General features: G+C 70.3%; 20 protein-coding genes, 1 tRNA gene and 3 pseudogenes. 12 read left to right on the forward strand and 12 right to left on the reverse strand.

All coding sequences use genetic code 11. The annotated features are described in order from the left end of the window. Nucleotides 1-55: 55 nt before the first annotated feature. Complete coding sequence (locus ACTWM8_RS09120) at nt 56-514, reverse strand: MarR family winged helix-turn-helix transcriptional regulator (RefSeq protein WP_446214510.1); 459 nt, start codon at nt 512-514, stop codon at nt 56-58. Between the two features lie 50 nt (nt 515-564). On the opposite strand from ACTWM8_RS09120, the gene ACTWM8_RS09125 reads away from it, so the two are divergent. Continuing rightward, nucleotides 565-1086 (forward strand): VOC family protein, encoded by a 522-nt coding sequence (locus ACTWM8_RS09125; protein ID WP_280836263.1) that lies wholly within the window; start codon nt 565-567, stop codon nt 1084-1086. Between the two features lie 25 nt (nt 1087-1111). After that, nucleotides 1112-2014 carry a hypothetical protein gene (locus tag ACTWM8_RS09130; protein ID WP_446213409.1) on the forward strand — a complete coding sequence of 301 codons (903 nt, stop codon included), beginning with the start codon at nt 1112-1114 and terminating at the stop codon, nt 2012-2014. Here the strand turns inward: ACTWM8_RS09130 and ACTWM8_RS09135 are convergent. Both ACTWM8_RS09135 and ACTWM8_RS09140 read right to left on the reverse strand, forming a co-directional pair. Continuing rightward, a complete protein-coding gene (locus ACTWM8_RS09135) occupies nt 1974-2501 on the reverse strand; it encodes a potassium channel family protein (RefSeq protein WP_446213410.1) in 528 nt (175 codons plus the stop codon). The genes ACTWM8_RS09130 and ACTWM8_RS09135 overlap by 41 nt on opposite strands. Nucleotides 2502-2641: 140 nt before the next feature. After that, nucleotides 2642-2821, reverse strand: a complete 180-nt coding sequence (locus tag ACTWM8_RS09140; RefSeq protein ID WP_088963206.1) for a DUF4236 domain-containing protein — start codon at nt 2819-2821, stop codon at nt 2642-2644. Nucleotides 2822-3064: 243 nt separating this feature from the next. Here ACTWM8_RS09140 and ACTWM8_RS09145 point away from each other — a divergent pair, with 243 nt between their 5' ends. The 7 genes and pseudogenes from ACTWM8_RS09145 to ACTWM8_RS09175 form a co-directional block, all read left to right on the forward strand. Further along, a complete protein-coding gene (locus tag ACTWM8_RS09145) occupies nt 3065-3142 on the forward strand; it encodes a putative leader peptide (RefSeq protein WP_349881247.1) in 78 nt (25 codons plus the stop codon). 138 nt (nt 3143-3280) lie between these two features. Continuing rightward, complete coding sequence (locus ACTWM8_RS09150) at nt 3281-4300, forward strand: ABC transporter substrate-binding protein (protein ID WP_446213411.1); 1020 nt, start codon at nt 3281-3283, stop codon at nt 4298-4300. Continuing rightward, nucleotides 4297-5385, forward strand: a complete 1089-nt coding sequence (locus ACTWM8_RS09155; protein ID WP_446213412.1) for an ABC transporter ATP-binding protein — start codon at nt 4297-4299, stop codon at nt 5383-5385. Before ACTWM8_RS09150 ends, ACTWM8_RS09155 begins: the two co-directional genes overlap by 4 nt. Next, on the forward strand, nt 5378-6241 hold the full coding sequence (locus tag ACTWM8_RS09160; RefSeq protein ID WP_446213413.1) for an ABC transporter permease: 864 nt from the start codon (nt 5378-5380) through the stop codon (nt 6239-6241). The genes ACTWM8_RS09155 and ACTWM8_RS09160 overlap by 8 nt, the downstream gene beginning before the upstream one ends. An 11-nt stretch (nt 6242-6252) precedes the next feature. Beyond that, nucleotides 6253-7587 (forward strand): LLM class flavin-dependent oxidoreductase, encoded by a 1335-nt coding sequence (locus tag ACTWM8_RS09165; RefSeq protein ID WP_446213414.1) that lies wholly within the window; start codon nt 6253-6255, stop codon nt 7585-7587. After that, nucleotides 7584-8102 (forward strand): annotated as a pseudogene (locus ACTWM8_RS09170) (flavin reductase family protein); the annotation flags it as partial. The gene ACTWM8_RS09165 and the pseudogene ACTWM8_RS09170, both read left to right, overlap by 4 nt. Nucleotides 8103-8519: 417 nt before the next feature. Next, nucleotides 8520-9047 (forward strand): annotated as a pseudogene (locus ACTWM8_RS09175) (malonic semialdehyde reductase); the annotation flags it as partial. Nucleotides 9048-9071: 24 nt separating this feature from the next. On the opposite strand, the gene ACTWM8_RS09180 reads toward ACTWM8_RS09175, so the two are convergent. The 3 genes from ACTWM8_RS09180 to ACTWM8_RS09190 are packed head-to-tail and all read right to left on the reverse strand — an operon-like array spanning nt 9072 to nt 10958. Then, nucleotides 9072-9590: a GNAT family N-acetyltransferase gene (locus ACTWM8_RS09180; RefSeq protein WP_446213415.1), complete on the reverse strand. Its 519-nt coding sequence runs from the start codon at nt 9588-9590 to the stop codon at nt 9072-9074. Continuing rightward, entirely contained in the window at nt 9590-10045 is a 456-nt protein-coding gene (locus tag ACTWM8_RS09185; RefSeq protein WP_446213416.1) for an RrF2 family transcriptional regulator, read from the reverse strand. The genes ACTWM8_RS09180 and ACTWM8_RS09185 overlap by 1 nt, the downstream gene beginning before the upstream one ends. Before the next feature lie 22 nt (nt 10046-10067). Continuing rightward, complete coding sequence (locus ACTWM8_RS09190; protein ID WP_446213417.1) at nt 10068-10958, reverse strand: helix-turn-helix transcriptional regulator; 891 nt, start codon at nt 10956-10958, stop codon at nt 10068-10070. A gap of 138 nt (nt 10959-11096) precedes the next feature. Between ACTWM8_RS09190 and ACTWM8_RS09195 the strand changes: the two genes are divergently transcribed. After that, nucleotides 11097-11876 carry an SDR family oxidoreductase gene (locus ACTWM8_RS09195; RefSeq protein ID WP_446213418.1) on the forward strand — a complete coding sequence of 260 codons (780 nt, stop codon included), beginning with the start codon at nt 11097-11099 and terminating at the stop codon, nt 11874-11876. Between the two features lie 70 nt (nt 11877-11946). Here the strand turns inward: ACTWM8_RS09195 and ACTWM8_RS09200 are convergent, their stop codons facing one another. Next, nucleotides 11947-12378: an SsgA family sporulation/cell division regulator gene (locus ACTWM8_RS09200; RefSeq protein ID WP_007457244.1), complete on the reverse strand. Its 432-nt coding sequence runs from the start codon at nt 12376-12378 to the stop codon at nt 11947-11949. Between the two features lie 293 nt (nt 12379-12671). On the opposite strand from ACTWM8_RS09200, the gene ACTWM8_RS09205 reads away from it, so the two are divergent. Both ACTWM8_RS09205 and ACTWM8_RS09210 read left to right on the forward strand, forming a co-directional pair. Then, nucleotides 12672-13307: a TIGR02611 family protein gene (locus ACTWM8_RS09205; RefSeq protein ID WP_446213419.1), complete on the forward strand. Its 636-nt coding sequence runs from the start codon at nt 12672-12674 to the stop codon at nt 13305-13307. 83 nt (nt 13308-13390) lie between these two features. Continuing rightward, nucleotides 13391-13462: transfer RNA gene (locus ACTWM8_RS09210), tRNA-Val, on the forward strand. 640 nt (nt 13463-14102) lie between these two features. Here ACTWM8_RS09210 and ACTWM8_RS09215 read toward each other — a convergent pair. The 5 genes and pseudogenes from ACTWM8_RS09215 to ACTWM8_RS09235 form a co-directional block, all read right to left on the reverse strand. Beyond that, nucleotides 14103-15068 (reverse strand): annotated as a pseudogene (locus tag ACTWM8_RS09215) (site-specific integrase); the annotation flags it as partial. After that, nucleotides 15068-15265, reverse strand: coding sequence for an excisionase family DNA-binding protein (locus tag ACTWM8_RS09220; protein ID WP_355055904.1), 198 nt, complete (start codon nt 15263-15265; stop codon nt 15068-15070). The gene ACTWM8_RS09220 and the pseudogene ACTWM8_RS09215, both read right to left, overlap by 1 nt. Then, nucleotides 15262-16539 (reverse strand): replication initiator, encoded by a 1278-nt coding sequence (locus tag ACTWM8_RS09225; RefSeq protein ID WP_446214511.1) that lies wholly within the window; start codon nt 16537-16539, stop codon nt 15262-15264. The genes ACTWM8_RS09220 and ACTWM8_RS09225 overlap by 4 nt, the downstream gene beginning before the upstream one ends. 1035 nt (nt 16540-17574) lie before the next feature. Next, entirely contained in the window at nt 17575-19860 is a 2286-nt protein-coding gene (locus ACTWM8_RS09230) for an ATP-binding protein (RefSeq protein WP_446213420.1), read from the reverse strand. Between the two features lie 434 nt (nt 19861-20294). After that, complete coding sequence (locus tag ACTWM8_RS09235; RefSeq protein ID WP_446213421.1) at nt 20295-20753, reverse strand: hypothetical protein; 459 nt, start codon at nt 20751-20753, stop codon at nt 20295-20297. Nucleotides 20754-20907: the final 154 nt, after the last annotated feature.

The following is a 20907-nucleotide window of genomic DNA, read 5'->3' on the forward strand; positions in this document are numbered from 1 at the left end:
CCCATCGTGCTCGTCCGGCCACGGGTTGTACAAGCCCCGACGGTGATCGGAGTCGTCAACCGGTCAGGTGAGCGACCAGCGTCTCGCTGATCCGGCGCAACTGGTCGACCTGGGCCGGGCTGAGCGCGTCGAAGAGGTGCCGGCGTACTCCCTCGACGTGGCCGGGCGCGGCGGCGGCGAGCGCCGCGAAGCCGTCGTCGGTGAGGACGGCGACCTGGCCGCGCCGGTCGGTCGGGCAGTCCTCGCGCCGCAGCCACCCGGCCGCCTCGAGCCGGGCGGCGGCGTGCGAGAGCCGGCTGCGCGAGGAGCCGGTCAGGTCGGCCAGCTCGCTCATCCGCAGTTGCCGCCCGGGGGCCTCGGAGAGCCGGACCAGGATCTCGTAGTAGGCGTGCGGCATCCCCGCGTCGCGTTGCAGCTCGCGGTCGAGGGTGTCCATCAGCGCCCGGGAGGCGGTCAGGAAGGCCCGCCAGGTGCGCTGCTCGTCGGGGTCCAGCCACCGGGTCATGGCGTCCATCATAGCGGCAATGGTTGAACGCTCAACCAAATCGCGCTAGCGTGGAGTGCATGGGAATCCACCGCCTCAACCACGCCGTCCTCTACGTCAGCAACCTCGACCGCAGTGTCGCCTTCTACCGCGACGTGCTGGGCTTCCGGCCGGTGGCGATGACCCCGGACGGGTTCCGCGGCGCCGCGTTCCTCCAGGCGCCCGACTCCACCAACGACCACGACCTCGGCCTGTTCGAGATCGGCGCGGCGGCCGGCCGCTCGCAGGCCGGGCGCGCCACCGTCGGCCTCTACCACCTGGCCTGGGAGCTGGACACCCTCGACGAGCTGGGCGCCACCGCCGAGCGACTGGCCGCCGCGGGCGCGCTGGTGGGCACCTCCGACCACGGCACCACCAAGAGCCTCTACGGGCAGGACCCGGACGGCCTGGAGTTCGAGATCGTCTGGATCGTCCCGGCCGACCTGCTCGACGACGAGGCGCTGGCGGCGCGCAAGCGGATCGGCCGGCTGGACCTCGACCGGGAGCGGCGGCGCTACGGCGGCCAGACCCGGGGCGGGGTGGGCATCTCCGTGCCGGCCTGAGGCCGCCGTACGGTACAACGACAGGATGGCCACCGACACCGTCCTGCGTGAACTGCTCGTCCGGCAGCTCGACCACTGGTTGCCGGGGGCGCTGCACCGTTCCCGGCGGGCCACCCTCGCCCTGTCGTACGCCGATCCTGAGGCCGCCGAGGCGGCGCTGCGGGTGGTGGCCGAGTTCGCCGACCGGCTGCGCGGGCGGCGGCTGACCGTCCTGGTGCTCGCCGGCGGTGGGCCCGACCTGCCGGCCCGGCTCGGTCCGGTCGAGGCGACGCTGCCGGCCGACGTGGCCGTGCACCTGGTCCCGGGAGACGCGTCCCGGCTGCCGGTGGTGCTCAAGGCGGCCGGTGCGGCCGGTGCGCCGCTGCTGACCATGGTGGACGCCGCGGCCGCCGAGCCGGCGCTGCTGGCCGCCGCGGCGACCGGTCGCCCGGCCGAGCTGCTGCTCTCCGCTCCCGCGCCGGCGTCGCTGCGGCCGGCGCTGACCGGCGCCGGCTTTGCGCTGGTCACCGAGGTCGAGCTGGTGCCGGCCGGCGGGTCGCCGGCCCGGCGGGTCGCGTTCGGCACCGGGCTGGAGAAGAGCCTGGAGGCGTTCAAGGACGCGCTGTGGGAGGTCGACGAGTTCGCCGGGGTGCGCTATCGCGACCCCGAGGACCCGGCCGGCGGGCTGCTCGACATCGCCCTGCACCCGGAGCCGGGGCCGCTGCGCCGCGAGCTGCTGGCCGAGCTGGCCCGCTCCGGCCCACGTACGGTCACCGAGCTGCGCCGGCACACCCTCACCGCGACCGTCTACCGGGCCGCGGACACCGTCGGCGCGCTCACCAGCCTGCTGCACTCCGGCGCGGTACGCCGCGACCCCGAGCACGGCCGGCTCGGCGGCGACGTGCTGATCACCGCCGGCCCGGCCGCAGCCGCCCGGTCAACTGCTTGACCAGCACCGACACGCCGGTGGCCACCACCCCGATGCTGAACACCATCTGCACGCAGACCACCACCCGGGCGACCTGCCCCTGGGCGTTCACGTCGCCGTAGCCGACGGTGGTCAGGGTGGCCAGCGCGAAGTAGAGCGCGTCGACGCGGGTCTCGAGGCCGGCGAACTGCCCGGGGCTGCTCCACGCCACCACGTAGTCGGCGAGGGCGAAGGTGAGCACACCCGCGACCAGCGCGACGCCGAGCCGGATCAGCGCGCGGATCCCCTGGTCGCCGGTGGGTGCCCGGCCGGCGAGCTGCCGGCGTACCTGGCCGGTGACGAGCAGGGAGACGATCAGGACCAGCAGCAGGGTGCCGGCCGAGCGCAGGGCCAGCCGGAACCCGTTCGGGTCGGGCGCCACCGGCACCAGGAAGTAGGCGAGCACCAGCAGGAGGCAGGCGCCCACCGCCCGCCGCAGCTCCCGCCGGTAGGACCCGTCGCCGCTCATGCGGCGATTCTGCGCCCCGGACACCGCCGCCAGCGGCGGAACGGCGAAGCCGCCGCCCGAGCCGCCGGTCGCGGGTACGGGCCGCCGAACGTCGAGCGGGGTGCCGGTGAGTCACCGGCACCCCGCTCAACCTCGGGACGTCACGCCCGGGTCTTGTCCTGCTTCCAGGAGAGCGGCCCCGGCAGGTCGACGCGGTGCGCCTTGGCCTTGGAGTTCCAGGACCAGCGACCGATCTTGATGCTCCACGACGAGAAGCCGTTCTCGGTGAAGTTCAGGATGATCGGCCCGTACTTCTTGCGCTTGCGGAACATCAGACCCATCGTGGGCTCCCCTCGCCGTTCCCTGTCGTGCCCTGCTCTGACGTCATCGAACATGCCCGAACCGGCGATTTGCGAAACCTGCCGCGGATCCGCTCTGGACGGTCACCCGAATCTCTACTCAGCAGGTAGGTGTTGCGGGGCGGTAAACGCAGCTCGGCAAGGGATGCAACAAAGTCAGCGACGCGCATCTCATGTTCTGGAAGGGCGTTGACCGGGCTCGTTGCGGCCCGGCAGCATGGGCTCATGTCGCAGCGGGACGAGCTTCTTCTCACCGCTCGCGTGCACGTCGACCTGGTCCGGCACGCGAGCGCGCTCTGTTGAGCTGACGCCCACCGCCGTCCGCACCATCCCTCTTCCGCCACACCGCACGGCCCGGCCCACGACGGCCCGGCGCCGCGCGCCGGCGTACCCCCGCGCCACCGGGCGCGGTCCTCCTCGTGCTCAGATCAGGAGTCGTCCATGTCCTCATTCCGTCGTACCCTCGCCGCCGTCGCGGCCCTGCTCGCCCTGACCAGCACCGCCGCCTGCGGCAGCGACGCCGAGGCGTCCGGCCAGACGAAGGAGCTGCGTTACCAGGGCTCAGTCGGCCTGGTCACCCTCCCCGAACTCGCCGCCGACCTCGGCTACCTCGGTGACGTGAAGCTCAAGTGGATCGGCAACGTCACCGGCGGCCCGCAGGACATCCAGGCCACCGCCACCGGGCAGAGCGACTTCGGCGGCGCGTTCAACGGCGCCATCGTCAAGCTCGCCACCGCCAACGCCCCGATCACCGCCGTGGTCAGCTACTACGGCTCCGACGCGCAGACCTTCCAGGGCTACTACGTCCTCGACGACAGCCCGATCCGCACCGCCCGCGACCTGATCGGCAAGAAGGTCGGCATGAACACCCTCGGCGCGCACGCCGAGGCGGTGCTGAAGATCTGGCTGGCCAGGAACGGGCTCAGCCCGGCCGAGATCGCCCAGGTCGAGCTGGTCGCCATCCCGCCGGTGAACTCCGAGCAGTCGCTGCGGCAGCGGCAGATCGACGTCGCGGTACTCGGCGGCGTGATCCGCGACAAGGCGGTCGCCAACCGCGGCGTCCGCACCATCTTCACCGACTACGAACTGCTCGGGGCGTTCAGCGGCGGCTCCTACGTGTTCCGCGACGACTTCCTCAAGCGCAACCCGGACACGGTGAAGACCTTCGTCAGCGGGGTCGGCAGGGCCATCGAGTGGGCTCGCAGCCAGCCCCGGGAGACCGTGGTGGCCCGACTGGAGGCGATCATCGCCAAGCGCGGCCGCAACGAGGACCCGGCGCTGGTGGGCTACTGGAAGAGCAGCGGCGTCGCCGGCAAGGGCGGCCTCATCACCGACCGGGAGTTCACCACCTGGATCGACTGGCTCGCCGACACCGGCGAGCTCAAGGGCGACAAGCCGAAGCCGGGCGACATCTACACCAACAAGTACAACTCCTTCGCCTCCGGCGGCGGTGTGGCGTGAGCGACGACAAGGTCCTGTTCGACCGGGTCACCAAGACCTTCCCGGTCCGCGCCGGGCGGCGCGCGTCCGCCGGCGCGGTCACCGCCCTGGACCAGCTCACCCTCGGGGTACGCCCCGGCGAGTTCCTGGTCGTCGTCGGCCCCAGCGGCTGCGGCAAGTCCACCCTGCTCGACCTGCTCGGCGGGCTGTCCAGACCCACCTCCGGGGAGGTGCTGGTCGACGGCCGCCCGGTCACCGGGCCCGGCCTCGACCGGGGCATCGTCTTCCAGCAGTACGCGCTGCTGCCCTGGCGTACCGCCGCCGGCAACGTCGCGTTCGGACTGGAGGCCAAGGGCGTGCCCCGCGCCGAGCGGGCCGAGCTGGTCGCCCACCACCTGGACCTGGTCGGGCTCGGCGGATTCGCCGAGCGCTACCCGCACGAACTCTCCGGCGGCATGAAGCAGCGGGTGGCGATCGCCCGCAGCCTCGCGTACGACCCGGACATCCTGCTGATGGACGAGCCGTTCGCCGCGCTGGACGCGCAGACCCGCGACTCGTTGCAGGACGAGCTGGTGCGGATCTGGCAGCGCACCGCCAAGACGATCGTGTTCATCACCCACGGTATCGACGAGGCGGTCTACCTCGGCCAGCGGGTCGCCGTGATGACCTCCCGCCCCGGGCGGATCAAGCAGGTCATCGAGATCGGCCTCGGTGACCGGGGCGCCACCGAGGACGTCCGCTCCTCCGACGCCTTCCGGCACCACCGGCACGAGATCTGGACGCTGCTGCGCGACGAGGTGCGCGCCGCGCAGTCCGCCGAACGCCCCGCCGCCCGGCCGACCGTCGGCCGACCGGGCCGCACCCCCTGGCGGGCCCTGCTCGCCCGGTCGACGCCCGCCCTCGCCCAGCCCGGTCGGAGCGCGGACACCCGGCCCGGCCCGGCGGAACCGGTCGGCGTCGGGCAGCAGCCCCGTGCCGCCGCCCCGGAAGCCGGCCGCTCCGCCGGCACCGCTGTGGACGGTGGTCGTACCCCCGCCGTCGCCGACGCCGCCGCGGACCGCGCGGCGCCGGCGGCGACCCGAACCGAGGAGGCCCGCGTTGGTTGACATCGCCGAACGACCCACCCGGCTGGCGGTCCCCGCCGCCACGCCCCCGGCGGCGCCGGCCGTCGCGGGGCCCACGCTGCCCGGCCGGCTGCTCGGCCTCGGCGGGCGGGCGCTGCACCGCAGCGCCGCGCTGCTCGGCCTCGCCGCCCTGTGGGAGACCGCGCCCCGGGTCGGCCTGGTCGACCGGGTCTTCCTGCCGCCGCTGTCCGAGGTGCTGGTGGCCTGGTGGGCGCTGCTGACCAGCGGGCAGCTCGCCGACCACGTCGGGGCCAGCCTCACCCGCTCGCTGACCGGGCTGGGCCTGGCCGTGCTCACCGCCATCCCGCTCGGGCTGCTGATCGGCTGGTACCGGCCCCTCGCCGACCTGCTCAGCCCGCTGCTGGAGGTGTTCCGCAACACCGCCGCGCTGGCCCTGCTGCCGGTCTTCGTGCTGATCCTCGGCCTGGGGGAGACCTCCAAGATCGCCCTGGTGCTCTACGCCTGCTCCTGGCCGATCCTGCTGAACACCATCGCCGGGGTGAAGGGCGTCGACCCGCTGCTGGTGCGCTCCGCCCGCTCGATGGGGCTCAACCACCTGCGGCTGTTCCAGAAGGTGATCCTGCCGGCGGCGGTGCCGACGGTCTTCACCGGCGTCCGGCTGGCCGGGGCGTACTCGATCCTCGTGCTGGTCGCCGCCGAGATGGTCGGCGCCAAGGCGGGGCTCGGCTACCTCGTCAACTACGCCCAGTACAACTTCGCGATCCCCGACATGTACGCCGGGATCATCACCATCTCCGCCATCGGCCTCGTCGTCAACCAGCTCCTCGTCGCCGTCGAACGCCGCTTCTCCACCTGGCGCGTCGACGTCACCGCCTGAGAGGAAACGCCATGTCCCGCACCCTGCACCTGAACGCATTCCTGATGGGCGTCGGCCACCACGAGGCGGCCTGGCGGCACCCGCGCACCGACCCGAGCCGGGTCGGCGACGTCCGGCACTTCCAGGAGCTGGCCCGGATCGCCGAACGCGGCACCCTCGACTCGGTCTTCCTCGCCGACGGGCTGGCCGTCGGGCCGGCCGTACGGCACAACATCCAGGCCGTCTTCGAACCGCTCACCCTGCTCGCCGCGCTGGCCACCGCGACCGAGCACATCGGGCTGATCGCCACGGTCTCCACCACCTACAACGAGCCGTTCAACATCGCCCGCAAGTTCGCCTCGCTGGACCACCTCAGCGGCGGCCGGGCCGGCTGGAACATCGTCACCTCCGCGCAGTCCCGGGAGGCGTGGAACTTCAACCTCGACGAGCACCCCGCGCACGCTGACCGGTACCGGCGGGCCGCCGAGTTCGTCGACGTGGCGATCAAGCTCTGGGACAGCTGGGAGGACGACGCCCTCGTCCTGGACGCCGCGGCCGGGGTCTTCGCCGACACCGACCGGGTGCACGAGGTCGGTCACACCGGCGACGCGTTCAAGGTCCGCGGCCCGCTGAACACGCCCCGACCGCCGCAGGGCCGGCCGCTGCTGGTGCAGGCCGGCTCGTCGCCTGACGGCATCGCCTTCGCCGCCCGGTACGCCGAGGCGGTCTTCACCGCCCAGCAGACCCTCGCCGACGGCCAGGCCTTCTACGCCGCCCTCAAGCGGGCCACCGCCGCCGCCGGCCGGGACCCGGACCTGGTCAAGGTGCTGCCCGGCATCGCCCCGGTGATCGGCGGTACGGAGGCCGAGGCGCAGGCCCTCGCCGCCGAGCTGGAGGCGCTGATCGTCCCCGAGCACGCCCTCGCCCAGCTCTCCGGCATGACCGGGATCGATCTCAGCGGTTACCCGCTGGACGGCCCGCTGCCCGACCTGCCCGACGTGACCAGCGTCCAGGCCCACCAGAGCCGCTACCAGCTCGTCGTCGAGCTGGCCCGGCGGGAGCAGCTCACCCTGCGGCAGCTGATCGGCCGGCTCGGCGGCGGTCGCGGGCACCGGGTGGTGGCCGGCACCCCGGAGCAGATCGCCGACCAGATCGAGCTGTGGTTCACCGAGGGCGCCGCCGACGGCTTCAACGTGATGCCGCCGCTGCTGCCCAGCGGGCTGGCCGACTTCGTCGACCACGTGGTGCCGCTGCTGCGCGCCCGGGGGCTGTTCCGGCACGAGTACACCGGTCGGACGCTGCGCGAGCACTACGGGCTGCCACGCCCGGCCAGCTCGTACGCCACGCCTGAGCTGGTGACCGCGTGAGCGGCGACCTGCTGCCGGTGGACCGGGACCTGTTCCGGGGGCTGCTGCGCCGGCAGGCGTCCACCGTCACCGTGGTCACCGCCGTCGCGCGGGGCACCGACCCGGCCTGCCTGGGCGGGATCGGGGCGCCGCTGCGGGCCGGCTTCACCGCCACCTCGTTCACCTCCGTCTCGCTGGACCCGCCGCTGGTCTCGTTCTGCCTCGGCGTCGCCTCGTCGAGCTGGCCGGTGCTGGCCCGCGCCGAACACGTCGCGGTGCACCTGCTCGCCGCCGACCAGTCAGAAGCCGCCCGCATCTTCGCCACCAGCGGGATCGACCGGTTCGCCGCGTACCGGGAGTGGACGCCGGGGCCGTTCGGACTGCCGCTGCTCGACGGGGTGCTGGGCCGGCTGCTCTGCCGGGTCGTGCACCGGGTGCCGGCCGGCGACCACACCGTGGTCATCGCCGAGCCGCTGACGCTGGCCGCCGGCGCCGACGCCGAGCCGCTGGTCTACCACCGGGGCGGCTACCAAGATGCGGGCCAGTGCTCCGCCCTTCAGGGTGGGGGTGAGGGCCCGCGCGGAAGGGGCCGCCATGCCCCGAGCGTGCCATTGACCGTGGTAAAATCTCGGCGGGCTCCAGCGATAACCAAGCTGGAGCCCGCGGCACCAGACGTCGCCGCAGGGCTTGCGGAGACGGAAAACGCCTGTGGAGCGGACGTAAGACCGGAGCATGCTCCGGCTGATCGCGGTGAAGCAGGAACCCACCTGGGCGTTGCGCCTTTCGCGCGCAGCGCGGAGGGAATCCCCGCCATTCATGGCGGTGGAGGAAGTCAAACCAGCACCGCCACGGCGGGCGGTGGCCGCGTGACGCGGGCGTCGGTGGCAGCGGATTTGCTGGCGCTGGACCGGGAGGCTCAGGACCTGCTCTTCCGGGCGGCCCGCACGGCGAACACCTTCACCGACGAGCCGGTCACCGACGCCCAGGTCGCCGCCATCCACGACCTGGTCCGGTACGGCCCGACCGCGCTCAACGGCCAGCCGCTGCGGGTGCTGTTGGCGCGGTCCGCCCCGGCGCGCGCCCGGCTGCTGCCGCACGTGTCCGCCGGCAACCGGGCCAAGACGGCCACCGCCCCGCTGGTCGCGGTGCTCGCCGCGGACGTGGACTTCCACCACCGGCTGCCGGAGCTGTTCCCGCACCGGCCGGAGGCGAAGGACTGGCTGGCCGACCGGGCGCAGCGGGTCGCGCAGGCCCGGTTCAACGCCACCCTCCAGGCCGGCTACTTCCTGCTCGGGGTGCGCGCCGCCGGGCTGGCCGCCGGGCCGATGGCCGGTTTCGACGCCGCCGGCGTGCAACGCGAGTTCTTCCCCGACGGCCGGCACGAGGTGCTGCTGCTGGTCAACATCGGCCGCCCGGGGCCGGACGCCTGGCACGACCGGTTGCCCCGGCTGCCCGCCGAGGAGGTGATCCGGACGCTGTGACTCCGGGCGCGCGCCGGCGTCGGCTCAGGCGGGCGCCGGCGCGCGGTCGACGGCGAGGACCCGGGTGACGCTGCCGTCGTCCTCGGTGACGTCCCGCTGATGGACGAAGCCGAGCTTGGCCAGCAGCGCCAGCGAGGCCGTGTTGGCCTCGGCGACGGTGGCGTACACCCGGGTCAGGTCGAGGGTGTCGAAGCCGTACCGGACCAGGGCCCGGGCCAGTTCGGTGCCGAGACCGGCGCCCCAGGCCGGCTTCGCCAGGACGTACACCAGCTCGTGGCCGTCGACCTGGTCGGTGCGCTTGATCTCGGCGTGCCCGACGTACCGGCCGTCGCGGCGCACCGCCCACACGTCGAACAGGTCCTCGGCGTAGACCGTGGTGAACACCCGCCCGAACAGGGCGGCGGCGTCGGCGGGAGTCATCGGGCCGTCGCCCATGTACCGGGCCACCTCCGGGTCGCTGAGCAGGGCGACGAAGTCGTCGGCGTCGGCCGGGCGGTAGGGCTCCAGCAGCAGCCGGTCGGTGCGCAGGGTGGGGGTGGGCATCAGCGGGGCTCCCAGGCGTCGGGCAGAGCGGTCAGCTTTCGGACGTGCGCGGGCAGTCGGCCGTTGACCACCTCGGCGAGGCTGACCTCGTCGAGCACCTGCCGGACGGCGGCCCGCACGGCCACCCAGAGCCGGGGGAGGTTCTCCGCCGAACCCTCGTAGCGGGTCTCCTCGGGGCGCAGGCCGCGCACCCCGGCCAGGGGGCCCTCCACAGCGCGCAGGATCGCCCCGACGGTGACCTCGCGGGGCGGCCGGGCCAGCGTGTAGCCGCCCTCCGCGCCGCGCTGGGCCCGCACGATGCCGGCTCGGCGCAGGTCGGCCAGGACGGCCTCCAGGAACTTGCGCGGCATGTCCTGCTCGGTGGCGATCGCCTGGGTGGACAGCAGCGAGGGGTACGCGGTGGCGAGGCTCAGCGCCGCCCGTACCGCGTAGTCGCCGCGCGCGGAGATCTGCACCCCGCCATCATGCCCGCCCGGCTCACTCCGCCGGGTCGGCGGGCCGACGCTGCCGGACGATCCGCCGCAGCGGCTGCTCCCGCGCGGCCCGGAACGCCCCCGGGCTCACCCCGACCTCGCGGGTGAAGAAGCGGCCGAAGTTGGTCGGCTCGGGGAAGCCCAGCCGGCGACCGATCCGGGCCACCGGCTCGTCGGTGGCGGCCAGCAGCCGGCTGGCCTGGAGCGCGACCCGCTCGTCCACCACCTGCTTGGCGCTGCGCCCGGTCACCGCCAGGCAGGCCCGGGTCAGGGTTCGCACCGAGCAGCCCAACTGGGCGGCGTAGTCCTCGACCCGGCGGGTGTGCTGGTAGCCGCGCTCGATCTCCCGGCACAGCCGGTGGAAGGTGGCCAGCTCCGACCGGTGCGGCCCGCCGTCGGCACCGCCGGGGCGGTTGATGGGGAGCAGCGCCAGGCGCAGCAGCAGCACGGCCAGCTCGTGGCGCAGCAGGGCACGGGCGGCCGGGTTGCCGCGGTGCCGGCGACTGTCCACCGCCAACTGGCTGACCTCGTTGATCACCGCGTCCTCGTCCTCGCCGGCGAGCTGGTGGTGGGTCGGCACGGCGTCCGGGTCGACGTCCAGGCCGCGCAGCGTCTCGCCGCGCCAGCGCACCACCGTCGCGTCGAGCTGCCGGGTGCAGCGCAGCACCTGGCCGGGACTGGCCCGCAGCAGCGTGCCCGGCCGGCACGGCAGCGGACGGAAGTCCAGCTCGGCCGTGCCGTGGCCGCCGGTGACCAGGATCAGCAGATCCGCGTCGAGCAGCGTCGGGCGGCGCCACCCGGGCTCGGGGGCGAGGTCACCGAGGTCGAGCAGGTCGATCTCGGCGGTGGGCAGGTCGGGGTGAGTTGCCGGGGAGAGCTGACCGGAAGGGACCATCACCTGCGACGGTAACCGGAGGTGGGGGTGGTCGCATCCCGGCGACGGGACCGCGGTGTCGCGTACGCGGGGTTGTCCCCGGTCGGGGCCCCGGCTACGTTACCGAGCGGTAGGTCCACCGACTCGCGAGGGATGGGCATGACGGAGCTGTTCTCGGTCGCCGACAAGACGGTCCTGGTCACCGGCGGCACGCGGGGGATCGGGCTGATGATCGCCCGGGGCTTCGTGCAGGCTGGCGCCCGGGTGATCGTCTCGTCCCGCAAGGCCGATGTCTGCGCGGCGGTGGCCGAGGAGCTCTCCGCCGACGGGCGGTGCGAGGGCGTACCGGCCGACCTGAGCCACGACGCGGGGGCCGAGGGACTCGCCGCGGCCGTGCGGGAGCGCACCGGCGACCGGCTCGACGTGCTGGTCAACAACGCGGGCGCGACCTGGGGCGCGCCGCTGGAGGCGTACCCGGAGAGCGCGTTCGACAAGCTCTGGGCGGTGAACGTCAAGGCGGTCTTCCGGCTCACCACCGCGCTGCTGCCGGCGCTGCGCGCCGCGGCCACCGCCGACGACCCGGCCCGGGTGATCAACATCGGCTCGGTCGACGGCATCCGGGTGCCGTTCATGGAGGTGTACGCCTACTCGGCCACCAAGGCCGCCGTACACATGTTGACCCGCAGCCTGGCCCACCAACTGGCCGGCGAGCAGATCACGGTCAACGCGATCGCCCCGGGCCCGTTCGAGAGCAGAATGATGGCCTTCGCCCTGCAGGACCCGGCGTCCCGTTCGGCGATCGAACAGCAGGTGCCGCTGGGCCGGATCGGCCGCCCGGAGGACATGGCGGGCACCGCGATCTACCTGTCGTCGCGCGCCGGCGCGTACCTCACCGGCGCGGTGATTCCCGTCGACGGCGGCCTGACCACGCACGGCTGAGGCGTACCCGGTCGCGGGTGAGCCGGAGCCGCGCGGACTCGGCAGATCCGCGCGGCTCCGATCGGATGGGTCAGCGGCCGGCGAGCAGCCGGTTCACCGCCGTGTCGACGTCGAGGTGCTCGGCCTCGCGGCCGCGCGGGACGACGACGTAGGTCCGACGCAGGAAGCGCACCAGCACGCTGCGCGGCACCTCGAACAGCGCGTTGCCGTCGGGTGACGACAGCGCCAGCGCGACGAAGTCGCCGCGCGGGGTGGCCCAGGGCCAGACCCGGACGTCGCCGATGCCGGCCGGTTCGTCGAGACCGGTCACCAGCAGTTCGCGGGCGAAGGACCAACTGACGGCCTCGCCACCGGCGGATTCGGCGTGGAACAGGACATGGACCGCATACGGGTCAGCAGGGTCGTAACGCAGACTGGCACGCACCGGCAAGGCGGTGGCGTCAGGTGCGACGAGCCTTAGCGACGTCTCGACCTCTACGGTCGTCGGTCGGATGACACTCATGGACGTTCTCCCCCCGGCACCGCTGCGGAACGCGCGTGTCCCGCTTTTCCCATACTCAGGTGCTACTCCTGGCTACGCTCCGCCATACGCTGACTTCACCCAGTGGTGGGAAGTGCCTCGGAAGCGCCGCCAGAATGTGAAACTTCTTGTACGATTTCCGGTCTGCCCAGTGCGTGATCCCGCCCGGCGTCGGGTGGCTCAGTCGTCGACTTACTCCGGTAACGTCCAGTGGTCTGCGCAAGTGACGGGCCGGGGCGACACTGGGGGGTGAAATGGTCACGAACCGATCCTCAATGGATGCGACGACCGCGACCGACTCACCGAAAGTAGGGGCCCGAGCAGCCGAAAGGCGGGGGAACGCGGTGCCGAAGGATCAGCACGACGGGACCGGTCGGCCTGCCTCCGGCGGCCGCTCCGGTCGAGGTCGCGCGCCGGCTCGCGGCGCCGCCTCGCGCCCCGTCCGTCCGGCTCATCGCGGCCCCTCCGACCTTGCCGCCGGCGGTCGCGGTACGGCCGTCGCTGAACGGCCGCCGACCGGCTTCCGGCAGCGGGTCCGGACCAGTCTCGACCTGATCCGCGCCAACCCCACCGGCCGGGTCGCCCTCAAGATCTTCATCGCGATCGCCGGGGCGCTGGTCGTCACCGTCGGCCTCGCCCTGATCCCGCTGCCCGGCCCCGGCTGGCTGATCGTGATCGGCGGCCTCGCCATCTGGGCCGTCGAGTTCCACTGGGCCCGCCGGCTGCTCGCCTTCACCCGCCGGCACGTCCAGGCCTGGACCCGCTGGGCCACCTCCCGGTCCCTGCCGGTCCGCATCGCCCTCGGCTCCGTCGGCCTGATCTTCGTCGCCACGGTGGTGTGGCTCTCGCTCAAGTACAGCCTCGGCATCGACCTGGTGGCCCGGCTGCTGCACTACCTCGCCACGCACTGACCGGGGTTGCGGCGCCGGGGTGCGGCGCGCGGGACCCGGATTTCCGGTCCGCTCACACGATCAGGTAGAGTCATCGGCGCTGAGGGCGATTAGCTCAGCGGGAGAGCGCTTCGTTCACACCGAAGAGGTCACTGGTTCGATCCCAGTATCGCCCACGCAGGTCAAAGGCCACTTCCCGGAAACGGGAGGTGGCCTTTCTGCTGTCGTACAGCAGTGAAGTACAGCAACGGTCAGCGGGCGGGTGATGACCAGGCGAGGTGATGTCCGCCCGTGCTGTTACTTTGCCGGCCGTGAATGATCAGCTGACGTGGATCGACCGGATCATCGATGTGACCGGGTGGCGCCATGAGCCTGAGGGCGGTGCCGGCTGGGAGCAGGCGGAGGCCGAGCTCGGCGTCACGCTGCCTAGCGACTTCAAGGAGTTGTGCCGGCGGTTCGTGCCGGGCCTGTTCATGGGGGTCCTTGACCTACTGCGACCGACCGACGATCACGATTCGACTTCGCTGCTCGGGTGGTGGAACTCCAGCCGGCGTTGGGTGAGCGAGCATGACGATCCCGCCGGGCGCTTGTACGCCCCGCACGATCTGTACAGGCCCGACAAGGGGTCCGGGCTGATCGAATGGGGTCACGACTCGTCCGGGGGTCAGTACTTCTGGCTGGCGGACCGCTCGGTGGAGTCTGATCGGTGGCCCGTGGCCGCTCGGCACGACCCGCCCCACCCGTGGCACCGGTTCGACATGTCTATGACGGAGTTCGTCTACCGCATGCTCGCGGACCCGGAGCTGGAGTCGTTTTGCCGTAGCGGGTGGTCAATACGAGGTCGGCTTCGTGCCATGCCTTGCCAGCGGTTGCCCGTGCCTCGTCCTGTTGCGCCTTCCTGATTTTTAGTGCCGTCGCACAGATGTCTGGCACGGGGAGTGTGGCGTCGGATGCCTGGGTCTTGGTGTCGCGATGGAGCAGCTGGCCGCGGACGCGCTGCAGTTGGCGGCCGACGGTCAACTCTCCCGCGTCGAGGTCGACGTCTGCCCAGGTGAGGCCGAGGGCTTCGCCCTTGCGTAGGCCGGTGACGAGGACCAGGGCGTAGGCGGCGTAGAGCGGGTCCTCGTCGTGGCGGGCGGATTCGAGGAACTTGCGAGCCTCGTCGCTCGACCACGACTTGCCCCGACGGCGGCGGACCGTGGCGAGGGTGACCGGCACGGCCGGGTTCTTGGCGATGAGGTCTTCGGCCTGGGCGTGGGTGAGGGCGGCCCGCAGCGCAGCCCGGATGTCGCTGACCGTGCGCGTCGACGGGATCGCCTGGCAGCACCGACCGACCGCACAGCAGCGCCGCTTGTGCTTCGGCCGGGCGGCGTCCTTGCCCTGGGCGCAGCACTGGCAGGTCCGGGCCACCTGGTTGATCCAGGTCTGCACGTCCCGCGACTGGAGCCGGTCGAGCCGCTTGGCCCCGAGGGCGGGGGCGATGTAGCGGCGGACCAACGTCTCGTAGGTCGCGTAGGTCAGCGGTGCCCGGTTCGGCTGGATGATCTCGGCCAGCCACCAGGTGAGGAAGCTTCCGACTGTCGGGACGCTGGTCGCCACCGGCCCGACCTTGGCCTGTTGGTGCAGTTTGATCCACTTGTCGTGGACGGTCTCGCGGGTCTTGCCGTAGACGTACTTGCGGGTGCGTTTACCGTCGGGCTTGGTGACCCAGACGTAGGCGGCGAAGCCGTTGCGGTAGGGGAAGATGGAGCCTTCGCCGTTGGCTCGGGCGCGTCCGGGCATCAGGCGGCCTCCTGGCGTTCGACCTGTTGGCGGATGTAGTCGTCGACCCATTCGGGGAGGATGCGGCGGTATTTGCCGTCCTTGATGGAGCGCAGCTCGCCGGTGGCGATCTTCATCTTGACCTTGGAGATGCCGAAGCCGAGCAGGACGGCGACCTCGGCAGGGGAGTACCAGCGCGGGGTGAGGTCATGGCTCATGCGGCGGCTCCGGTGAGCCAGGCTTCGTGGGCGAGTTCTTCCCGACCGATCCGTCTGCCCTTTCGTCGCTGTTGGGCGGCGGTGTTGGCCAGGAGCGCGTCGCCTTCGGAGAGCCACCCAGACCCGATGTAGGTGAGGGTGCCGACGGTGACCGTGTCTGCGGGATCGTTGGCTTCGCTACGGCGGTAGGTGGTGCGGGTGTCGCGGAGCAGGCCGAAGGTGACGGAGTAGCGGCGGGCTCTGGTGAGGAAGTGGCCGCCGAAGCCGAGCATGTGCGCCCAGCGCCGCAGTCCGGCGTAGGCGTGGGGTTTGGTGTCAAGGCTGTCTTGACGGTCGCCGCCGGTTGTGGCGCCGCAGGCAACGTCGGTGTGGGTGGGGCGGCCGAGGTGCCAGCAGGCGTCGATGAGGCGGGCGAGGTGGTCGCCTTCGAGGTCGGCGTAGTCGTCGATGGTGGCAGGGGTCAACCGAGTGAAGGAGTGGCCGGTGGCTTCGGTGGCCTTGGTGGCGTACTTGGCGAGGTAGGCGGCGACCTTGTCATCGGTCAACTCGCCTCCGGCGGTGTTGATGCGTCGGACGTCGACCTGCTCGCCCCACGCCACCAGCCAGCCTTCGGGCTGGTCAGGGTGTGGGGGCGTGGTGACGGTGATCCGGGAGGCGGCGGCATGGACGGCTTCCTTTAGTTCGTCGACGGTGATGCCGTCCGGTGGCGGCACAAGGGCATCCGGATCGTCGGGGTCGACGCCGTCGAGGCGCAGCAAGACGTGGAAGTGCACGGCGGCGCGGCGTTGCATCTCGGCGACCTTGCCGTGCGACACCCGCACCGGCGGCACCCAGCGCACCTTGCCGGAGGCGGTGACGACCCGAACGAAGGGGATGCCGCGCCTCCGGCAGAGGGCGGCGAGGTGCCGGTCGATGGCCTGCTTGGTACGCCGCCACAGCTCCCCGGAGAAGTAGTTCCAGACGACCTGGTGGCCGTGGTCGTAGCAGTCCAGGCACAACGGCTGCCCGAGCTGCGGATCGTCGGCGTCGTGCCGGGCGAAGCACGCCGCCGCTTGCCCGTGCGAGCAGGTGCTGGCGGTACTGCGAGCGCGGGCGTGAGCAGCCGCCGGCGGGGGCGGTGTGCTCCAGCCAGCCGGAGAACCCGGAGGTGGCGGCGCGGTGCAGGGCTTGGGCATCCCGGCCGACAGTGAGGTCGGGCCGGAACAGGCTGAACGGGGTGGACACAACTTTCTCCTCACGCGGGGTGGCAGGGACGGGAGACGAAGCACCACCAGCTGTGGACGGCTGTCCGCTGGTGGTGTTCGTCGTGTCTCCTGGCACCGCCGAGAGGGCGGCTGACGCCGGAGGGCGGAATCGTGGTGGTGCCACTTCCCGCCGATGGGTTATGTCCTTTCGCATCGTGGACCTGATGAGTGGGCCGGCACGGGTGGGGAGCCTGGGATACCGGCATCCGGCGGGTTGCCGCAGGCCCCCACCCGTGGAAGCTCACGAATCCGGGCCATCGTGGACGGCAAAAGGCCGTCCTGGGCCACTCAACGGATTTGGGGAACCGGCGCAGCGGCCGGTGCGATCGAGAGCCGGCGGGACGTGGCCCGCGTCAGCGGCAGGAAGGCCGCTCGACATCTCCGACATCGAGTCCAGCGATCCGGCAGGAAGGCCGCGGTGGCGTGCTCGACGAGCGCCACAGTAGCACCGGGTGCCGACACGTCAACCCGCCGTGACCCCGTCCGACGGAGGCGGACCGGCCGGCTGCCGGCCGATGTGGGAGGACTTTCTGTACATCCATCAAGGCGGCCCGCAACGGGCCGCACGCGCCGCCGCCTGGACGCGCGCCGGCCGCTGCCGCTGGCGCTCTGCGGCCGTCACGCCGAACGCCCGGCGGCTGGCACGGAGGGCGGAGAGCCCGGAGGGCCGCCGCAGAACGACAGAGCGTTGACCGGTGGCGTGGTGGGCCGGCAGCCGGCCGGGCCGCGCGGCCACGACCCGCGCGGCGAAGGGGAGTGCACGCCGGCCGCGTCGGCGAGCTGGCGGCGGTCGCGGGGTTGCGGTGAGGGCGCCTCCGGCGGGGGCTCTCCGGCTCCAGGATGGCCGGGGCACCGTCGGCGGGTCACGGTCTGTGGGTGGTTGCGGTAGGCATCCCGTCTGCCATCGACCCGGGCAAGCCGAGCAGACCGCCGCCCGACCCGCCAGCGTCCGAACGGACGTCAAGGTTCGCTTGACATGGCGAGCCGGGCGGCGGCCCGCACCCCGGACGGGCGGGTCGATGGCAGACGGGATGGCGTGATGGCTCAAGGGTGGGAAAGCAGCACCTATTCAGCACTATTTCTTTCTGCGCCGCCATAGGCGAGTCCTTCGAAACCCACCTCCGACCGCAATCTCTGAATATGTACGTATGCGAGGTCCACGCTCGTGGGCATCACGCTACGTGCGACCGCCAGTCTCTCTGCGATCTGGCGTGCCTCCCAGGGCATCTGGTACGCAAATTCCTCGAATATCTCCAGAATGGTCGCGTAATAGTAAAGTGCCACCCCAAGCTGCATGGAGATCCGGGTTCTTGATTCAGGGTTTCTTGCTGATGGCAAAACCTCGGCAGCCGCCCGCAAGAGGCCGCCTGGATCACTATCGGGCCACTCAGAGTCAGCGAGCAGTCTCAGAAGGTCGAGGGAATTAGGCTCCGTTGCATCGGAATTGATCCGACCGATCAGTCCGGATTTTAGTGTTGCTATTTCTTTCCGGACAACCTCTTGTGCTAACGGAACAAGGTGATCCTGGCCGGTGGTCCGGCGGGCGTCGATAAGCCCTCGCGCCGTGCGGATAAGGTCGCGCGGGATCCCACCACTGAGAGCGTGACAAAGAGCGATGAACGCCTGAGGGAAGCCTACAAGTCGACGGGCTAATATTTCTCGGGACTGAGCGAAGGTCAAAATGGGAAGCCGTACCACCTCGTCGAAGGTACTATCGAGTACGGGTCTAATGCCAACCATGCGTCGCTCAAATTGAGCCAGTGCATCTTCTGATACCGTCACCAAATAGGTGCAATGAATGATGCCAAAAATGCCTTTGACATCATTTATGAAACGCTCGGCCGCTTCGACATCGGTTACACGGTCCAGTTCGTCGATCACGACCACTAGGTTTCCTTCTCCTCGTCCCTCGTTGTGTCGCCACCAGGACACGGCATCCGTCGCCAGAGACCTATAGCTTTGCACCAGATCTGGCATCGAGGTCGCCTGCTCCAGAAGCTGCTTCGTGTGTTTGCGTCCGAGGTCGAAGCCAAACGAGGCCTTGAAAACTCCACTACTCTCAATCGCGACGTTCTGAAGAAATCGCAACTTGCTGGATTCGGCTGCGGCTCTTTGGACCAGCTCCGCGGCTCCTCGCATTCCCCGCCTAGGGCGCAGAGTTTCGAGCAACGTTCGAACGACCAGCACGAGGGCTAGGTACGCTGCAGCCTGCCAACCGTTACGCGGCAGGAGGTGTGCAGGCAACTGTGAATTCAGCCAAGTTTCTATCGGAGTCCATTGGCTAACAAGGATGACGAGAGAAAGCAGTATTGCGACGAACCGTAGCGTTGTGATTGCGTTATTGGCAAACCGCCTCGTCGTCGAGTCTGCTAAGCCGGAAGCCTTACGCTGAATGCACGTACATAGCTGCTGGTAGAGTGTTATGACAAATTCTTTTGGCTGGTACGAAGAAGGAGCTTCTAGCGCGATGAACAAGTCCTGAGGCGAATCATAGTGCTCGGCGAGACCACGCAGTAGGGTGCTCTTTCCCGCCCCACGGGGTCCGCTGATTGCAACAGCCGAAGCTCCCAATTCCCGAACTAGGGAGCGGATGCGCCTATGCTCATCTCGTTCAACCAAGTACTTGCCATCGCCCGTGGAACTCAGCCCGGGTGCCTCTTCGAACCTCAGCTCGGTAGGCGATTTCTCGTCCGACCACTCATTGACGGCCACTCGGACGTGAGGTGTGAGCGATTCCTTGGTATCCTCACGGGCTTCGAATGTCTCCCTCAAATAGCTCCGCAGGTCAAGTAGGAGATCGGCCACGACAATAGATACGAGAAACCCCGCCACGATGCCGAGGGCCCAGAATCCTGCATCGCCGAGGGATCGGTGGGCCTCTTCAAGCCAGAGAGTAGAGGGGAATCCTCGTTTGCCTGCGGCATTATTGTCTTCCCATTTCGAGATCAGGCCCTTAATGCCGATGAGGATTAGTAATAAGAATAGGCCAGCTATACTTGCTCCCTTAATAAGGTCTCTGACCATTTGGTTGTAGTGATCCCAAAGCTCATTGAAGATTTCTTTTTCATTCTTTTGGATGTGCTCAACTACATGCTGCCGCGATCCGTGCACGGTCACCGAGTGGGAAAACTCGGGCCGTGCAAGAATTCCGTCAACGGCTTCCTTAATGAGTTTCTCACGCCGTTCATCTCGGTCTCTGCGGCTTGCTTCCCGATGCTCTGCGATGAGTTCTTGGGCAGTTTCGCCGGCCCAGACCACGAGGGCGCCGACCAGCAACCCCATTTTGTACGCGACACTTCGGTCTTCTTGTGGGTCGGAGTCAAGGCCGGGTTTTTCGTCGGTGGCCTGCATTCGAGGCCGTTCCGTGTCGGATTCTTTTGGGCGTGGCAGGGGTGGCGTCGGCACACCAAGTGCATACCGCGTCTGCTATCGGCGCTGCTAGGCCCTCTGCACATCAGTCGCTAACACGACAGAACATGGAAGCTCTTCACCGCGGGGCAGCGAGGCGGTAGACGTCGTCCTGGACCTGGCGGAGCGGCACGGCCTGGTCATCTACGACCGTCATGGTGACGAGGTCACCGGCTTGCGTGGGGACTACGAGGTCCCGGTGACCGGGTGACTAACTGAGTGACGACCGGGACGGACGTCGGCGGACAACCGTGGACGCCGGAGGACCAATCTCGCAGCTCACCTGTCGCGGGGGAGCAGGTCAGGCGGTTGTGTTGGTTGCCTGGGGGTCAAGGAGTCGGGCCATCCTGGAGGGCTTCGCGGTATCGGATAGTCGCTCAGGCTGGGTTGTCGCGAAGAAGCGACTGAGCAGCTACCTTCATGGCCGCCACCGCTTCTTCCGCCTGGTCATACGTTGCGCCCCATCCGGCGTACAGCTCTAAGAATCGATCGCCGACCTCTCGCAGCTCCGGCAGTCCCGAGTAGCAGGCCAGCCAGTAGATCTCGTGTGCCAGGTCCTCAGGGTCGCCCCTCCCTGCAAGGATGTTCGCCGCCGCCTGACGCATGAGATGTAGCCGGGCGCCGCTCTTGTCCGGGACGGGACAGCCAAGCTCATCCATTGCTTGCCGGAAGAGGTCGACGGCGTCCCGCGACTGCCCCTTCGGCAGGCCGGCGAGCTCACGCAAGCTCGGAGAGTCGACGCCTCGGGTCAGGGCATGAGCAGCCGCCATCGGCAGGTCATCTCCGACCGGCTCGTCCATCGCCAGTCGGATGGCAAGGTCTTGCAGCTGCTCCACCCGGGAGAGGCTAAGCGGTGCGTGCATCGCCGGCCAGGGTTGACGACGGATCGCAGCGCCCAGGGCTGCGGGCAAGGTGGGAAGCCCAGGCCGTCGAAGGTTGAACATGGGCGACCAACGACGACCAGAGGCGACGGCGTATACACAGGTAGCG

Source organism: Micromonospora sp. IBSANI012 (assembly GCF_052814045.1).

What these genes read in the sequence shown, in the direction of transcription:
- ACTWM8_RS09120 (WP_446214510.1), bottom strand. Translation starts at nt 514, where the DNA reads ATGGACGCCATGACCCGGTGGCTGGACCCCGACGAGCAGCGCACCTGG.
- ACTWM8_RS09125 (WP_280836263.1), top strand. Translation starts at nt 565, where the DNA reads ATGGGAATCCACCGCCTCAACCACGCCGTCCTCTACGTCAGCAACCTC.
- ACTWM8_RS09130 (WP_446213409.1), top strand. Translation starts at nt 1,112, where the DNA reads ATGGCCACCGACACCGTCCTGCGTGAACTGCTCGTCCGGCAGCTCGAC.
- ACTWM8_RS09135 (WP_446213410.1), bottom strand. Translation starts at nt 2,501, where the DNA reads ATGAGCGGCGACGGGTCCTACCGGCGGGAGCTGCGGCGGGCGGTGGGC.
- ACTWM8_RS09140 (WP_088963206.1), bottom strand. Translation starts at nt 2,821, where the DNA reads ATGGGTCTGATGTTCCGCAAGCGCAAGAAGTACGGGCCGATCATCCTG.
- ACTWM8_RS09145 (WP_349881247.1), top strand. Translation starts at nt 3,065, where the DNA reads ATGTCGCAGCGGGACGAGCTTCTTCTCACCGCTCGCGTGCACGTCGAC.
- ACTWM8_RS09150 (WP_446213411.1), top strand. Translation starts at nt 3,281, where the DNA reads ATGTCCTCATTCCGTCGTACCCTCGCCGCCGTCGCGGCCCTGCTCGCC.
- ACTWM8_RS09165 (WP_446213414.1), top strand. Translation starts at nt 6,253, where the DNA reads ATGTCCCGCACCCTGCACCTGAACGCATTCCTGATGGGCGTCGGCCAC.
- ACTWM8_RS09180 (WP_446213415.1), bottom strand. Translation starts at nt 9,590, where the DNA reads ATGCCCACCCCCACCCTGCGCACCGACCGGCTGCTGCTGGAGCCCTAC.
- ACTWM8_RS09190 (WP_446213417.1), bottom strand. Translation starts at nt 10,958, where the DNA reads ATGGTCCCTTCCGGTCAGCTCTCCCCGGCAACTCACCCCGACCTGCCC.
- ACTWM8_RS09195 (WP_446213418.1), top strand. Translation starts at nt 11,097, where the DNA reads ATGACGGAGCTGTTCTCGGTCGCCGACAAGACGGTCCTGGTCACCGGC.
- ACTWM8_RS09200 (WP_007457244.1), bottom strand. Translation starts at nt 12,378, where the DNA reads ATGAGTGTCATCCGACCGACGACCGTAGAGGTCGAGACGTCGCTAAGG.
- ACTWM8_RS09205 (WP_446213419.1), top strand. Translation starts at nt 12,672, where the DNA reads ATGGATGCGACGACCGCGACCGACTCACCGAAAGTAGGGGCCCGAGCA.
- ACTWM8_RS09220 (WP_355055904.1), bottom strand. Translation starts at nt 15,265, where the DNA reads ATGAGCCATGACCTCACCCCGCGCTGGTACTCCCCTGCCGAGGTCGCC.
- ACTWM8_RS09230 (WP_446213420.1), bottom strand. Translation starts at nt 19,860, where the DNA reads ATGCAGGCCACCGACGAAAAACCCGGCCTTGACTCCGACCCACAAGAA.